Source organism: Nostoc sp. DSM 114159 (assembly GCF_053470285.1).
Genome location: NZ_JBPFEH010000001.1, coordinates 6,022,500 through 6,037,334, shown reverse-complemented (window position 1 = coordinate 6,037,334; position 14,835 = coordinate 6,022,500). Strand labels below are relative to the sequence as shown.

Below are 14,835 nucleotides of genomic sequence, written 5' to 3'. Positions count from 1 at the left end.
ATAAATCAAGCTGATAATTGGGTCATGCTGAACGCTTAAGTTATATCGGAATGATATTTCTGATACTTTGGGCATTGGGCGTTAGCAGTGCTGAGTGGTGTTAGCGGTAGCAGGGCGTTTAGCCCGTGCTGAGTTAAGAGTTAAGAGTTTTGTTTATCCCCTTGTCTCCCTTGTCTCCCTCATCTCCCCTGCTCCCTGCTCTCCTGCCTCTTTTAAACGTATTTCTTAAAGGCCAGTGTGACATTATGACCGCCAAACCCAAAAGAATTGGATATTGCTATCTCAACATTTTGAGCGCGGCTAGAGTGAGGCACGTAATCTAAGTCACACTCTGGATCGGGATTTTCCAGATTGATTGTCGGTGGAATTTGGTCATTTGCGATCGCTAGTACTGTTGCAACTGCTTCAATACCTCCAGAACCGCCCAATAAATGACCTGTCATCGATTTGGTGGAGCTAATTGCCACCTTATAAGCATGTTCTCCCAAGGCTTTTTTGATTGCTGAGGTTTCAGTTGAATCATTAGCTGGGGTACTAGTGCCGTGGGCATTAATATAGCTAATTTGTTCGGGAGTTATGCCAGCATCTTTAAGCGCAAGTTCCATCGCTCTAGCGGCTCCAAGCCCACCAGGTACGGGGGAGGTGATATGGTAGGCATCACAGGTCATACCATAGCCGATCATTTCGGCATAAATGTGAGCGCCGCGACTGATGGCGTGTTGCAGTTCTTCTAGAATTAAAATTCCTGAACCTTCACCCAAAACAAATCCGTTGCGATCGCGGTCAAAAGGACGGCTAGCATGAGCTGGGTCATCATTGTTAAAAGACAGTGCCTTGCAGGCGGCAAACCCAGCTATCGACAATGGTGTGACAGCTGACTCCGTTCCCCCACAAATCATCGCCTGGGCATATCCCCCTTGAATTAAGCGAAAAGCATCTCCAATGGCATTAGAACCAGCAGCACAGGCAGTTACAGGACAAGAGTTTGGCCCTTTAGCACCCGTGTGAATTGCCGTTAATCCTGCGGCCATATTGGCGATCATCATTGGGATCATGAATGGACTACAGCGATCGGGTCCACGGTTGAGGTAGATAGTTTGCTGGTCTTCTAATACCTTAATCCCACCAACGCCAGAACCGATTATCACACCTACCTGTTCTGCATTCAGGTCATTGATCGCTAACTCCGAGTTAGCTAGAGCCTGTTTTGCTGCCGCAACCCCAAATTGGGAAAACCGATCCATACGCTTGGCCTCTTTGCGCTCCAAGTAATCATGCGGATCGAAGTTTTTCACTTCACCAGCAATTCGGCAATCATGGCTAGACGCATCAAATAATGTGATGTAGTCAATGCCATTACGTCCACTCAATAATCCATCCCAATATTCTGTTGCTGTGTTACCTATAGGTGTAATCGCGCCAACACCAGTTACAACAACGCGTTTACGTGTATGATCTGTCATGATTCAGTTAAAAATGGCGAAAAAGCAGCAGGCAAAAAATTTGAGGTTAGCGACTAGGTACTGGTGAGCCAGCGCGGTCTTAAAGGTTTCCTTTACGAGCGACTGGCATCGGATTTGCTGACTTCAAGTGACTGTCGTTAACGTCAGCATTAGTGACATTAGCAGCGTCAGGCGAAGAGTGGCTAGATATTAGAGAAAAATCTCCCCAATCCCAATCCCCAATTCCAATCCTCAGTTAAGCTGAGGCGGTAACTTTGTTATTGATGTAATCTACTGCCTCTTGAACAGATGTAATCTTCTCGGCAGCTTCGTCGGGAATTTCGATATCAAATTCTTCTTCCAAAGCCATCACCAACTCAACGGTATCGAGGGAATCTGCTCCCAGGTCATCCATAAACTTGGCTTGTGGTGTGACTTTATCTGGGGGATCAACACTCAGTTGTTCGATAACGATTTTCTTGACCTTTTCAAAAATGTCCGTTTGGCTCATAAATAAAAGTCCTTAACCACTTGCTACGATCTGCTCTTTAGAGGAGACATTGTTTTGAGCATATACATCTTATCGTCAAGCGCGATCGCCCGCATACTTCCAAGGGTTTTTCTGCTAGAAAACCTCTGCCATTTTTAAAATAAATGGGGTAAGTTTTCTCTTAACACTTGAACTGTGGAGCGCGCTACGCCATCGCCGATTCCGTGTAAATGCTTTGGTTTTCCAATTATTGCTAAAATTTTTGACAATGTCTCATCGGTATTTACAGCCTTGCTAGCAATTAAGAATATGTAGATGCTGCGACCTTTTAACCTAGACGCTTAAAAGGTAGCTAAACGTCAAACATCAGAATGATGCTAACAAGGAATGATAAAACAGTTATTGTTTAGAGCGATCGCTCTAACCCAAACATACTTCTATGCTACCTCAGACACTGAAATACGCTTACTTCCCTGGTTGTGTTGCTCAAGGGGCCTGTCGAGAACTTTACCAATCAACTCAAGCGCTCACCCAAGCACTGGGGATTGAACTAGTTGAACTTAAAAAAGCTGCTTGCTGCGGTTCCGGCACATTTAAAGAAGATTCGCAACTGCTAGAAGATACAGTCAACGCCAGAAATATTGCTTTAGCAGAAGAATTAAATCTGCCCTTGCTTACCCATTGCAGCACTTGTCAAGGTGTTATCGGTCACGTCAATGAACACCTGAAAGAATGTCAGACTTCTAACCCTGTTTACATTGAACAAGTTAATGGCTTGCTAAAAAAAGAAGGTTGTTCGCCTTATCGCGGCAGTACTGACGTTAAACATCTTCTTTATGCCTTGGTGACAGATTACGGTTTAGAGGAAATTACCAAACGCGTCACCCGGAAATTAACTGGATTAAAATGTGCGGCTTTTTATGGCTGTTATCTCCTGCGCGCCCAAAAATCTATGCCTTATGACGACCCTTTCCAACCGGAAGCGATGGAAAATATGTTTCGGGCGGTGGGTGCAACACCAATTTATTACCGAGGGCGGACACAATGTTGTGGTTGGCCGCTTGCTAGTTATGCCACTACCCAATCTTTTAAGATGGCAGGGATGCATATTCAGGACGCTTTAGCGTCTGATGCTGACTGTATAGTTACACCTTGTCCTCTGTGCCACTTAAATTTAGATTCGCGTCAGCCAGAGGTAGAAAAGGTGATTGAACAAAAGCTAGGTTTACCAGTGTTGCATTTACCCCAATTGATTGCTTTGGCACTTGGCGTTAGTCCAAAAGAACTGGGTTTAGACCGTCACGTTGTTTCCACAAAGCCAGTGTTGGAAAAATTAGGATTTTAGTTTTAGGACTAGCCCTTTTTATCTGATTGGTAAAATCTCTTTTTTCTCTCTGCGCCCTTTGCGTCTGTGCGGTTCAAAAGTATTTTATTTAACCACGGAGGCGCAGAGAACACAGAGTTAAGAGGTTAAAGAGAGTTTATTGAGCAAAATTTAATCCACCTTGAAAGGCTAGTTCTAATACCAATTTGAAAAAAGAATGCAACAAATAGACCATTTGTAGAGACGCGATTCATCGCGTCTTTACCCAAGAATGTGTTGCAATCAATCATTAATTGAATTGGTATAAATTTATGGAGTACAAGGGGCTTAGAGGTTGTTTGAAAAGTGTTTGGGTGTGATTTTAATTACCCCCCTTAATCCCCCCGATGTATTGGGCTACAGTGTACACACAAGTATGACCAGCATAAGTTTCAACTCTTTTAGTAGTTTCGTAGTGGCGTGGCAAGGCTAAATTTGTGCATTAGCAAACTCTTGTGGGATGGGCGTCTCGCCCGTCCGGTGCGGGCAAGATGCCCACACCACAAAAATCTTCTTCGGAGCGCCCTCGGTGACGTAATTGCTGTAGCTGAAGATGTCAGTTTGAGTGTGCTCACTCCTGGAATTAAATTTACTATCTAAGGCTTTTAATAGAGACTTTCAAAAATTGCCGAAGAATTCAGGAGCAAAGCAAGAATAGCTGCGCCAAGGCGTTAGTCGTACAGAATAACCTTTTTGTATTCTGACAACTGACACCTTTATTCTGTTTTGATAAAAAATTTCCAAAATTAACCAACTTACAATATATAAGACTGGTAATTTTGGATAACTTTAATTAAACTCTAATTTTGAGAATCGCTTTGGTATTAGCTTTGTAAGGTCAATGCTTCTTTTTCGAGGTTTTCATCCATCCAAGAAAACATATCGCCAATTGATTTAACCATATCTTCAACTCCTTCACGGAAGAGTTCAACATCTTTCTCAGACTTGGTATAAATTTGGGCTACTTGAATCAATTCGTCTGTATGTTCTGGATCTAAGTGGCAGTGGAGATGGAAATATTCGATAGTATGGTCATCGATACCTTTAAATATCTTACGAAGTCCTTCGATATATTTGATGAAAATTGCAGGTAAAACTTGCTCAATTGCTGCAAATCTTCCTAAAGAGCGTACTATAGGTTCATCATCACAAAATTCAAATTTTTTAAAGCGTAATGCCGGAATGAGAAACGCTCCATCATCGGCATTGATATCAATTTTAGGACAATCAATACCTTTCATAAAACGCATAAATAATGCTACATGAGCAAAATCTGAGTTGAGTTCTCCATGCTCAGTAAATGCATTTTCTAGCATAATCGTTCTAGCATGGTAACTATCCATTTTAGACGCGACTTTCAGAAAAGCCATATTGAATCTGTTTGAGCCAGGTAGCATTTTCATTGCAAACTGCCGGATTGCATCTTGTGAAAATTTTCCTTTGGCAAAGCGTTGAACAAAGGGATGTAGAGACAAATCCTGTGCTGTTGTGATTTCTAATAAAACTTGCTGTAATTGGTTGGATATCTTGGCATCCAAAGAAAGAGTTGCAGTCATTATTTTAGCAGATAAGTGGGTTGTTGTTGATGCTTGATTGTCTAATTGGGCGTGAATATCTAGACAATTATTCACGCAGCTTGCATAGCAAAAAATGCATACTCTTTGCAACTATGTTTTAGAGTATGTTTGCAAATGCTGATTAACAAATACTTGATTGACTGATTTGATGTGAATAATGAACAATCACTCAGGCAGTTCACATAGTAAAATGTGCAAACCTTTTGTAACCATATTTCACAAGTTTGCAAATCCTTATTTAGGTTAGGATCGGCTGGAAAATTGACATTATCTTCAATAATTGAGGCCAAACTTTAACTATAATGCGTTCCAAAAATTTTTGTTTTTGGTTAACTGAAGTGTACGTACAGTTATTATGAATAATTTATTACCTCTTTTGCAAATATTCCGTACAAGTTCGTACTTCGTCTTAATAAAAATTCTAGTGTCTTATTTTTTTTGTAAGCAAATAAAAAAAGATCATTAACTAAATCTTTACTTTTTTCGACAAATTTCTAAAGTTGATATAAAATTATAAACAAACTTTTTCTGTCATCTATCAATAGGAATAAAAATAAAATCCTCTTGAAGAAGAATACAAAATGGGACGTGCAAGATTCACGCCCCACAAGAATTATTTTGAATTTAGTTATGCAATTTAGATAACTTTCAGCTTAATCATTGATATTTTGGAATTTACGTTGCAATTGTTTTAGCGATTGATACATATCCGGCAGGCGACCATAAACAGCACATACCTTGAGATATAGTTTGTAAGGAAGGGCTGGAGTTCCACAGACAACTTCTCCTGGTGCAACATCGCTGTGAATTCCAGTTTTAGCAGATGTCATTGCCCCGTCTCCGATTTTCACTTGATTGGCTATTCCTGTTTGTCCAGCTAAAATAACGCGATTCCCCAGTTTCACCCCTCCCGCCATGCCAACCTGACCTGCGATCGCACAACCAGAACCGATTTGGCAACCGTGACCTATTTGGACTAAGCTATCGATTACTGTATTGCGGCCTACCCGTGTTTCTCCGACTGCTGGGCGGTCAATGCCAGTGTTACAACCAACTTCCACACCATCTTCTAAGACTGTATAGCCCGATTGTTCCATTTTGAACCAACCAGTCCGGGTAGGAACAAAACCAAAGCCTTCTGCACCAATGACAGCACCACTGTGAATGACGCAATCTGCACCGATGCGGGTGCGTTCGTGGATGGTACAGTTGGCGTGTAAGGTGGTGCGATCGCCTATTTTGGCATCTGGATAAATCACCACGTTGGGATGAATGATTGCCCCATTACCAATTTCTACCCCTTGTTGAATCACAGCATGGGGGCCAATATAAACATCACTACCAACTTTTGCGGTGGAGTGAATTACTGCGGTGGGATGAATTTCTGGGGTAGGGCGATATGGTTGATAAAAAAGTGCGATCGCTTTGGCAAACAATAATCGCGGATCTGGGGTTGCTAGCCAGACAATATCCCTTTCTTGTGCAAGCGCTTGTAATTTTTCGTCCTGGGGCAAAATTAAAGCACTAGCATTGGTATTACCGACAAAAGACCCAAATTTTGCACTTTCTACGTAACCGATCGTACCATTGGTAGCTTCATCAATGGCTGCTACCCCTGTAATTTCTGGGTCTTGGTCTGGGTTGCTAGTCAGGCTATGATTGGTAGCCGCGTCACCAAATTGACGGAGGATTTCGCTGAATTTCATTGTTGGGTGTGTTTAAAATCGATCTACAATTGCAAGATAATTTTCCCTCTTTATGCTCCAATACAATAATTTTGTAGACGCGTAGCGGTGAGGCAATCAGACTGTTTCTAGTTTCGCTTCAAGTTGGATTACTTCACTGACATTCTTCTGTTGATGGCTCTCGTGAGCTTACTTTCACTGCATCTTGTCTCAATAGCGTCTTGAGGCGTTGATTATCTTCGGTAGCGATCGTTTCACCATAGTGATGAAGTTGAAAAAGCTGGCAATACCGGTTTTGTTTAGCGCAAATCAAGCAGCCATAGGCATGATTACCGTTAGTACCACATAGCCGATGTCCCATCACCGGGCCAAGAGAAATATTTTGCTCGCTAGCAACAGTGCTGAGAATTGAACGCAGTTTTGACTCGAATTCTAACGACAAGTATTGCTTACGTCCTGGTTGTGTACGATCCCATTCTGGAACGATTAATTCCTGTTTTAACAGACTCGCTTCAATCTCTTCAGACATCACAAGCCCAGACAGAATAACGTGATGGGAAACATGGGGCAATAGTGTACGTGCTAATTGCCACATTAAAGCTTCATCAAACCACTCTTCAACTAGTGGACGCAGATACCAACAACAGGGAATGCCAAGGTTTACTAAATCTTGCAACAACTGTACCCGACTCTGAATTGAGGCTTGCTCATAGCCTGGTTTCAAGGGTGGTAGACTAACAAAGACAGTGACTCGAAGTGAATGAGGTCGCTCTAGAGTTTTTTTGAGGCGTTCTAGAAAAGATTGACCAGGATGGACTTTGGTAGTTATGTAGACTATATTGGCGGCTTTGCGGTCAATCAGTGCATCCAGAATTGATAGTACGCGTTCTCGATGGGCTGGAATAAAAGGGTCAGAGTAATCGCATAGTGAAATTGGAAAGCCCTTTTGTCCCTCTGGGGTAGCAAAAATGTGGTCTAGCAAAAGATCGAGCAAGTTAACCGGATCTGAGACATCCTGAAAGTTTTGTGGATAATGATGCCAGTCACGGTCTTGATGGCAGACACAATAGGCACATTCAATCGGGCAGCGATTTTGGACATTTGGTAGAAATGGATTGAGGCTGAAGTATTTTACAGCACGCTTCTCATCAGGAATACCAAGCACTGGAAAGCCATGCAGCATATACTGGCTTCCCTGCAACGTAATTGCAGACGCAGCATTTTTATCAGTATTCATATATTTTTTATGCGAAAATTAATACACCCTGAAAAATTTGTCTTCTCTAGGGTGGCTGGTGTGAATATAGAGTGGCAAGGTGGGAAATGCTGGAGGATTAGTAAGAATTTTGATAAGTAAATATAATTAAGTAGCGATCGCTTGTTCTTAAAGAACTGGTAAATGAGCGAGGTTAACACGGAGACGCTCTTACTAACAAGCTTTAAGAGTAGATGTTTGCCATTTTGTACTAGTCAGATAATTAATAATTAAGATAGAGATTATTTATCCTCTAAACAATTCAAGTTTTGAAATGATTAATAATATACAAGAATTAAGAGAGCGCTTGTTTACTAGTGGAATAGTAACAAATGAGCAATAGTTACAAGGATGTACCCCAGAGGAAATTGCATACATTGAGAGTAAATATGGAGTTTTACCAAGGACTTACAGAGAAATCTTAGGCTTACTTGGGCATAGCGCCGGAAAGCTTATTAGAGGATCGGAATTTGAGTTTTATTTCGACCAACTTATTAAAATGAATGAGTGGCAGCAAGAGATTATCCTTGAGTCTATTGCTGAGGGAGAAGAATGTACACCCTTACCTGAAAATGCTTTTTGTATCTGTGCTTTACGTGGAGCTCCGTGGTTTATTGTTGCCAATGGACAAGATGACTGTTCTGTTTATTTTCTACATGACGATGGCATTAGAATCAAAGAGTCCAGTAAATCTGTAATGGATTGGATAGAGGAATTTGTAGAACAAGTTGAATATTTGATAAGGAGAGGATTGAGATAATATTTCAAAATTATCTTTTTGAGAATAAATAAATTTTAACGATAACGGTTATAGTATTGTGCTACATTAATTTTTATAAGTTTGTAGTAAGCACTTTATTCCTGATTTTTTAAGCACTAAAGTGCTTACTACGAACTCTTTTAAGCTATCTGGTTAGTCGCCATTGCCACGCCTGCTAAATAACCGGTTGTCCAAGCACTTTGGAAGTTAAACCCACCGGTAACGCCATCAATATCTAAGATTTCTCCGGCAAAATAAAGACCAGGAACTAACCGACTTTCCATTGTCTTGAAATTGACTTCTTTGAGCTTGACACCGCCACAGGTAACAAATTCTTCTTTGAAGGCTCCTTTACCGTTGATTAAGTATTGTCCTTGAGTAAGTTCTTGCACCAGTTGATTTAAGGTTTTACTAGATATTTCTGCCCAACGGTCTTCTGTGGTAATGCCTACACGAGCGATAATATATTGCCAGAGACGATGGGGTAGATCGACGCCGCGATGCAATGCGATCGCTTTTTTTCCCCATTCATCCTTAACTGCTAAAACTTTTTCTCGCACTTGTTCTTGGTGCAAATTAGGCAGCCAATTAATCAATAATGTGGCTTGATAGCGGCTTTCGTGCAGAACTCTCGCACCCCAAGCAGAAAGCTTCAAAACAGCCGGGCCACTCAAACCCCAGTGGGTAATTAACAATGGCCCAGTTTGTTGTAATTGGGATTTTCCGCCCGCAGATAAACGCAATTGAGCAGGATTAACGCTAACTCCAGCTAATTCTCGCAGCTTTTGATCGAGAATATTGAAGGTAAATAACGAGGGTACTGGCGGTTCAATTTGATGACCTAACTCTCGGACAATTTTATAACCTGCAAGGCTACTACCGGTTGCTAAAAGTAGGCGATCGCATTTAATTGTCTCTCCCGACTTCAGAAAAATATCAAACCCCCCATCTACTGAGGTTCTTACTGAAGTTACATGCGTACCGATACGGAGTTTCACCCCAGCTTTCGCCACCGCTTTAATCAGACATTCCACAATCGTTTCTGAAGTATTGGTGACAGGAAACATCCGGCCATCAGCTTCCGTTTTGAGATAGACTCCACCAGCAGCAAACCAAGCTACTGTATCTTGAGGCCCAAACCGAGTCAAAGCGCCCCGTAAAGCTTTTGCACCTCTGGGGTAATTTTGCACTAACTCCTCCGGCTCAAAGCAAGCATGAGTGACGTTACAGCGTCCGCCACCAGAAATTAGCACTTTCGCTAGGGGTTGACGACTGGCTTCGAGTAAAGTAACTTGGGCATCAGGATTGGCTTTAGCACAAGCGATCGCGCCAAAAAATCCTGCTGCCCCACCCCCAATAACTACAATTTGTAACGGTAACAATTTCAAAAATGTCTCTTTTACAGCACCTACTTTCTAGGCTAGCTGTTATTTTCACTCTTCATCAGGTTCAAAGTCGTCTTTTGTTGCACCACAAGTTGGACACGACCAATCTTCTGGTATATCTTCAAAAGCTGTTCCCGGTGCTATATCGCTATCTGGATCGCCTTCTGCTGGGTCATATATATAGCCACAAACAGTACATTTATACTTTGCCATGCTCCTTTTTCCTCGTAAATTATTGGCATTGCTTCCCTATTAAATACTTTTGGCAATGAGTCAAAATAGGTAAGCCACAATTCTTAAACGAGACTACGGTATGAAAATCAAACCGCTTCGCAAAGTCATTAATCATTAATGTCCAAGAGAAACCACGTTCCTTGTGGACGTGACTTGAATTAGCCCGTAGTCATTAGTTTTTTTCGCCCAAGAGGGCAGAGGTATATACCAAAAACTTTTGTATCTTAGGCGAATGACCAATGACAAATGACCAATGACAAATGACAAATGACTAAAAACGCCACCATGTCCTTTGGGCGTAACTGATAATTCCGATCGCGATCGCCCCAAGTAGCAGTAGCCAAATAATTCCACCTGGGATAAAAGTGAGAATACCAATACCTCTCAGTACCCAAACGGCAACGCTAATGCCGAGAAGTATACCAAAAATCTGGATTAATCTACGATTTAAAGAAGATTGATTCACCTAATTTTCCTCTCAATTCAACAGACATTACACTTGATATTGATAATTAAAATATGAAGTTACGATGAAGTTATAGTTTCATCAGAAATAACACGTAAAACCGAGAGATCCTGTCCAAACGTTAGGGTAAGGGACTTGATGTTAAATCGTGTTTGTGCCATTCTAGCTGTTAACAACGCAGTTTTTCATCTACAAATATTACTTTGACAAAACTTACTGGAGTATTAATTATGTTAATTGTGATAAGAAACACAGTTTTTACAGTAAAGTAACTGAAATGATGAGCAAAAAATTATCCTTTCCGGAAAAGATAAGTATTAAACTGGAACTAATTTAATAATGGGTTGGATCTAAATCAAGTTTTATGGCTTGTAATTTCAACTCTATTTAGGTGGATGAGTTGAGGAGTAACTTAATCATTATGTCTGCGTCTTATATATCAGATTCAATTATTGCAGGTTCAGATATGGCTTGGAGTCAAGACAAGCAAAAGTTGCTGGTACAAGGTGAAATTTTGGTAGAAACGCGATCGCACAAGCTATCGGGTGGCGCGGTGACAGCCTGGATGTATTTGCCGATGGTGCGATCGCACGTTTGGCAGCAATTAACTGATTATCCCCGCTGGGTGCAATATTTTCCCGATATTACCAAGAGTGAGGTAGTACATAAAGGTGAAGTCAAACGTCTGTATCAAGCAGCACAAAAAGCCTTCTTATTTTTTACGGCTCAAGTAGAAATTTACCTCAATGTTGTAGAAGTGCTGGGGCAGCAAATCCAATTTCGTATGGTAAATGGGACTTTTGAGGACTTTAACGCCAATTTAGAACTACAAGATTGTGGTAATGGCACAATACTTGCTTATACTGTGCAAGCAACACCTCTAATTCCGATTCCATCTATTTTTATTCAACAAGCGATGAATTTAGAGTTGCCTGCAAATATGCGTAAAATGCGACAAGTTATGTGTAAGACTCAATAAAAAATTCAGACGTTGCCGATCGGATTTTCACTTTACCTATATAGATAATTCAAAAACCCGCTTTCTGTCAGAAAACGGGTTTTTGTGTGTGATTTATCAGGTGTAATTATCCGGTAAAGACTTCAACTGGTAAACGGCTAAACGACAACCTTTCATTTTGCACATCTACAAAGATGGTGTTACCGTCGTTGAATTCGCCGCGCAAGATGGATTTAGCAATTTGAGTTTCTAACTCTCGCTGAATCGCCCGCTTCAGTGGACGCGCCCCATACACTGGGTCATACCCTACTTCTGCTAAAAAGTCAAGGGCAGCATCCGAGAGTTTGAGAGATATTTTGCGATCGCTCAATCTTTGCCGCAATCTTTCCACTTGCAACAGCACAATTTGCCGCAATTCCTTCTTATCTAAACCGTGGAAGATGATGATTTCATCAATCCGGTTCAGGAACTCTGGACGGAAGCTATTTCGCATTGCTTCCATGACTCGACGGCGCATTTCATCGTAGTGGGTGTTATCCCCAGCGATATCAAGAATGTACTGCGAACCGATGTTGCTAGTCATGATGATAATAGCGTTCTTGAAGTCCACTTTATGACCTTGGGCATCAGTGACGCGACCATCATCGAGAATTTGCAGGAAGATATTGAAGACATCGGGGTGTGCTTTCTCGATTTCGTCGAAAAGAATCACTGAGTAAGGGCGGCGACGAATCGCTTCTGTAAGTTGTCCGCCTTCTTCGTAACCCACGTATCCTGGAGGCGCACCGATTAAACGAGAGACGGCGTGTTTCTCCATATACTCAGACATATCGATTCGCACCAGCGCATCTTCGCTATCGAACATATACGCCGCCAGCGCTTTCGCCAATTCGGTTTTACCCACACCCGTAGGCCCAAGGAAAATAAAGCTAGCAATAGGACGATTGGGATCGGCTAGTCCAGCGCGCGATCGCTGAATTGAATCCGCTACAGCTGTGACTGCTTCTTCTTGTCCAACTACTCGGCGGTGGAGTTCATCTTCTAAATGCAGCAGTTTTTCTTTCTCTGATTCCACCAACTTACTGATCGGAATTCCTGTCCATTTAGAAATAATTTCAGCAATATCACCTTCTGTGACTTCTTCTCTTAATAGTGATTTACCACTTCTTTGAGTGTTTGCCAATTCAGCTTCTATTGCTTCCAATTGACGATGCAAACTGGTTAAAGTGCCGTATTTCAACTCCGCAGCGCGGTTAAGGTCATAGTCGCGTTCTGCTTGCTGAATCTCTAAATTGACCTGTTCAATCTCTTTTTTTACAGACTGAATTTTGTCAATGATATCTTTTTCAGACTGCCATTGAGTATTCAGAGTTTTTTGTTCTTCTTTGAGATCGGCAATTTCTTTTTCCAATCTTCCTAAACGTTCGCGAGAAGCGGCATCGCTTTCTTTTTGCAGCGATAGCTTCTCCATTTCCAATTGCAGAATCTTGCGATCGATTTCGTCGAGTTCTTCAGGTTTGGAGGTAATCTCCATTTTTAATCTCGCGGCGGCTTCGTCTACCAAGTCAATTGCCTTATCTGGTAGGAAGCGATCGCTAATATAACGACTCGACAATACGGCGGCGGCAACTAAAGCACTATCAGAAATCTTCACCCCGTGGTGGTTTTCATAACGTTCTCTCAACCCACGCAAAATCGAAATACTATCTTCTACACTAGGCTGATCGACATAAACTTGCTGGAAGCGTCTTTCTAATGCAGCATCTTTTTCGATATATTTGCGGTATTCATCCAAAGTTGTCGCCCCAATACAGCGCAATTCGCCCCGCGCCAACATCGGTTTTAACAAGTTACCCGCATCCATCGCGCCTTGGGTTGCACCAGCGCCGACAACGGTGTGAATTTCATCAATAAATAAAACAATATTGCCGCCAGATTCAGTAACTTCTTTTAATACTGCTTTCAGGCGTTCTTCAAATTCACCCCGGAATTTTGCCCCTGCAATCAAAGCACCCATATCTAAAGCGATTAGCTTGCGGTCTTTGAGGGATTGAGGTACATCACCTGCGATAATGCGCTGTGCTAATCCTTCGGCGATCGCAGTTTTACCAACACCCGGTTCACCAATTAGCACAGGATTATTCTTGGTACGGCGAGAAAGAATTTGCACAGTCCGACGAATCTCATCATCTCGCCCAATTACTGGGTCAAGTTGACCTTTACGCGCGGCTTCTGTAAGGTCACGCCCGTATTTTTCCAGTGCTTCGTATTTGCCTTCTGGATTTTGGTCGGTCACTTTTTGGCTCCCCCGAACTTGTTTAATAATATTTTTGAGCTTGCCTTCGTCTAAAGCAAACTCTTGGAATAAAGCTTTGCCAAAACGGTCATCTTTGGCATAACCCAGCAATAAGTGTTCAATTGAAATATATTCGTCTTGAAACTCTTTGCGATATCCGTCTGCTCGATCTAGAAGTGTATCCAAGCTGCGTCCCAAGTAAACAGAACTGCTGCTACCGGATACTTTTGGCTGACGTTGGAAAAATTGTTCAGTGCGATATCGCGCAGTTTTTGGAGGTCAACACCCGCTTTTGTGAGAATCCCTGTTGCTAGACCATCTTGTTCTAGCAGCGCTTTCATTAGGTGTTCGCTTTCAATTTGTTGTTGTTGATATTGTTTAACAATATCCGGGGTATGGGCGATCGCTTCCCAAGCTTTTTCTGTAAATTGGTTAGGATTAGTAGGTTGCATAGGCTTTTTCAGGAACGTAGAGGTGCTGTAGCTTGTCAGAGGCTACCACCAGAACACCAAGTAAAGATAATTTTTGCTCTCAATAGATATTGTATGAACAGGGGAGCGATCGCCTAGATCGGTGTTCACATCTTGAAAAAGTGGTATTTTCCCCTAGTTCCGATTTTCCTATGTGGATTTCAATTACTGGCCTGCGGAATGTCAGCAGATGCCCTCTTGTGTGCGATGGCGCAAGCGCCCATGATATAGGCGATCGCATTAGTTGGGTTTATTCCAGTGAGCGCTTAGGAGTCGGTACAGAGGTTTTTGGAGTCGCCCTGGAAGCCGAATCGTGTTTACTTGACAGCGCTGGAGGAGAAAGTGTTGCGTGTGCTGAGTTGGAGACTAGCAGTTAATCTAACAAGGGAATAATGCAACAATGCTGGAAATCTATGTTCGTGCCAGTAATCCGAAAACTTTTGCGGTGCTTTGG

The 14,835-nt window shown here is 42.0% G+C and carries 11 protein-coding genes and 2 pseudogenes; 4 read left to right on the top strand and 9 right to left on the bottom strand.

Translation table 11 applies throughout. The annotated features are described in order from the left end of the window. Positions 1–212: 212 nt before the first annotated feature. Positions 213–1,463, bottom strand: coding sequence for a beta-ketoacyl-ACP synthase II (fabF, locus tag ACR5KR_RS25310; RefSeq protein WP_448268444.1), 1,251 nt, complete (start codon positions 1,461–1,463; stop codon positions 213–215). A 235-nt stretch (positions 1,464–1,698) separates the two neighbouring features. Next, positions 1,699–1,953 (bottom strand): acyl carrier protein, encoded by a 255-nt coding sequence (gene acpP / locus ACR5KR_RS25305; protein ID WP_448268443.1) that lies wholly within the window; start codon positions 1,951–1,953, stop codon positions 1,699–1,701. A 418-nt stretch (positions 1,954–2,371) separates the two neighbouring features. Here acpP and ACR5KR_RS25300 point away from each other — a divergent pair, with 418 nt between their 5' ends. Then, entirely contained in the window at positions 2,372–3,277 is a 906-nt protein-coding gene (locus ACR5KR_RS25300) for a CoB--CoM heterodisulfide reductase iron-sulfur subunit B family protein (protein ID WP_448268442.1), read from the top strand. A gap of 842 nt (positions 3,278–4,119) precedes the next feature. Here ACR5KR_RS25300 and ACR5KR_RS25295 read toward each other — a convergent pair. The 3 genes from ACR5KR_RS25295 to ACR5KR_RS25285 all read right to left on the bottom strand — a co-directional run bounded on the left by ACR5KR_RS25295 (position 4,120) and on the right by ACR5KR_RS25285 (position 7,794). Beyond that, positions 4,120–4,851 (bottom strand): iron-containing redox enzyme family protein, encoded by a 732-nt coding sequence (locus ACR5KR_RS25295; protein ID WP_448268441.1) that lies wholly within the window; start codon positions 4,849–4,851, stop codon positions 4,120–4,122. 674 nt (positions 4,852–5,525) lie between these two features. Continuing rightward, positions 5,526–6,578, bottom strand: a complete 1,053-nt coding sequence (gene lpxD / locus ACR5KR_RS25290) for a UDP-3-O-(3-hydroxymyristoyl)glucosamine N-acyltransferase (RefSeq protein ID WP_448268440.1) — start codon at positions 6,576–6,578, stop codon at positions 5,526–5,528. A 133-nt stretch (positions 6,579–6,711) separates the two neighbouring features. Continuing rightward, a complete protein-coding gene (locus tag ACR5KR_RS25285) occupies positions 6,712–7,794 on the bottom strand; it encodes a hypothetical protein (RefSeq protein ID WP_448268439.1) in 1,083 nt (360 codons plus the stop codon). Positions 7,795–8,173: 379 nt separating this feature from the next. Between ACR5KR_RS25285 and ACR5KR_RS25280 the strand changes: the two are divergent. Then, a pseudogene (locus ACR5KR_RS25280) lies at positions 8,174–8,572 on the top strand (SMI1/KNR4 family protein); the annotation flags it as partial. A gap of 140 nt (positions 8,573–8,712) precedes the next feature. On the opposite strand, the gene ACR5KR_RS25275 reads toward ACR5KR_RS25280, so the two are convergent. From ACR5KR_RS25275 to ACR5KR_RS25265, 3 genes are all read right to left on the bottom strand, one after another. Beyond that, complete coding sequence (locus tag ACR5KR_RS25275) at positions 8,713–9,954, bottom strand: NAD(P)/FAD-dependent oxidoreductase (protein ID WP_448270330.1); 1,242 nt, start codon at positions 9,952–9,954, stop codon at positions 8,713–8,715. Between the two features lie 51 nt (positions 9,955–10,005). Further along, the gene (gene rd, locus ACR5KR_RS25270; RefSeq protein ID WP_292774831.1) at positions 10,006–10,170 is read right to left on the bottom strand and encodes a rubredoxin; all 165 of its coding nucleotides are present in this window, start codon (positions 10,168–10,170) and stop codon (positions 10,006–10,008) included. Positions 10,171–10,462: 292 nt separating this feature from the next. Further along, positions 10,463–10,657 (bottom strand): hypothetical protein, encoded by a 195-nt coding sequence (locus ACR5KR_RS25265; protein ID WP_322683898.1) that lies wholly within the window; start codon positions 10,655–10,657, stop codon positions 10,463–10,465. Between the two features lie 421 nt (positions 10,658–11,078). Between ACR5KR_RS25265 and ACR5KR_RS25260 the strand changes: the two genes are divergently transcribed. Beyond that, entirely contained in the window at positions 11,079–11,636 is a 558-nt protein-coding gene (locus ACR5KR_RS25260; RefSeq protein WP_448268438.1) for an SRPBCC family protein, read from the top strand. A gap of 106 nt (positions 11,637–11,742) precedes the next feature. Here ACR5KR_RS25260 and clpB read toward each other — a convergent pair. Beyond that, positions 11,743–14,363 (bottom strand): annotated as a pseudogene (gene clpB, locus ACR5KR_RS25255) (ATP-dependent chaperone ClpB). 170 nt (positions 14,364–14,533) lie between these two features. On the opposite strand from clpB, the gene ACR5KR_RS25250 reads away from it, so the two are divergent. Then, positions 14,534–14,758, top strand: a complete 225-nt coding sequence (locus ACR5KR_RS25250; protein WP_445629956.1) for a hypothetical protein — start codon at positions 14,534–14,536, stop codon at positions 14,756–14,758. Positions 14,759–14,835 lie beyond the last annotated feature (77 nt).

Excerpts from the sequence above, each read along its gene's own strand:
- fabF (WP_448268444.1), bottom strand. The coding sequence starts at position 1,463 with ATGACAGATCATACACGTAAACGCGTTGTTGTAACTGGTGTTGGCGCG.
- acpP (WP_448268443.1), bottom strand. The coding sequence starts at position 1,953 with ATGAGCCAAACGGACATTTTTGAAAAGGTCAAGAAAATCGTTATCGAA.
- ACR5KR_RS25300 (WP_448268442.1), top strand. The coding sequence starts at position 2,372 with ATGCTACCTCAGACACTGAAATACGCTTACTTCCCTGGTTGTGTTGCT.
- ACR5KR_RS25295 (WP_448268441.1), bottom strand. The coding sequence starts at position 4,851 with ATGACTGCAACTCTTTCTTTGGATGCCAAGATATCCAACCAATTACAG.
- lpxD (WP_448268440.1), bottom strand. The coding sequence starts at position 6,578 with ATGAAATTCAGCGAAATCCTCCGTCAATTTGGTGACGCGGCTACCAAT.
- ACR5KR_RS25285 (WP_448268439.1), bottom strand. The coding sequence starts at position 7,794 with ATGAATACTGATAAAAATGCTGCGTCTGCAATTACGTTGCAGGGAAGC.
- rd (WP_292774831.1), bottom strand. The coding sequence starts at position 10,170 with ATGGCAAAGTATAAATGTACTGTTTGTGGCTATATATATGACCCAGCA.
- ACR5KR_RS25260 (WP_448268438.1), top strand. The coding sequence starts at position 11,079 with ATGTCTGCGTCTTATATATCAGATTCAATTATTGCAGGTTCAGATATG.
- ACR5KR_RS25250 (WP_445629956.1), top strand. The coding sequence starts at position 14,534 with ATGTGGATTTCAATTACTGGCCTGCGGAATGTCAGCAGATGCCCTCTT.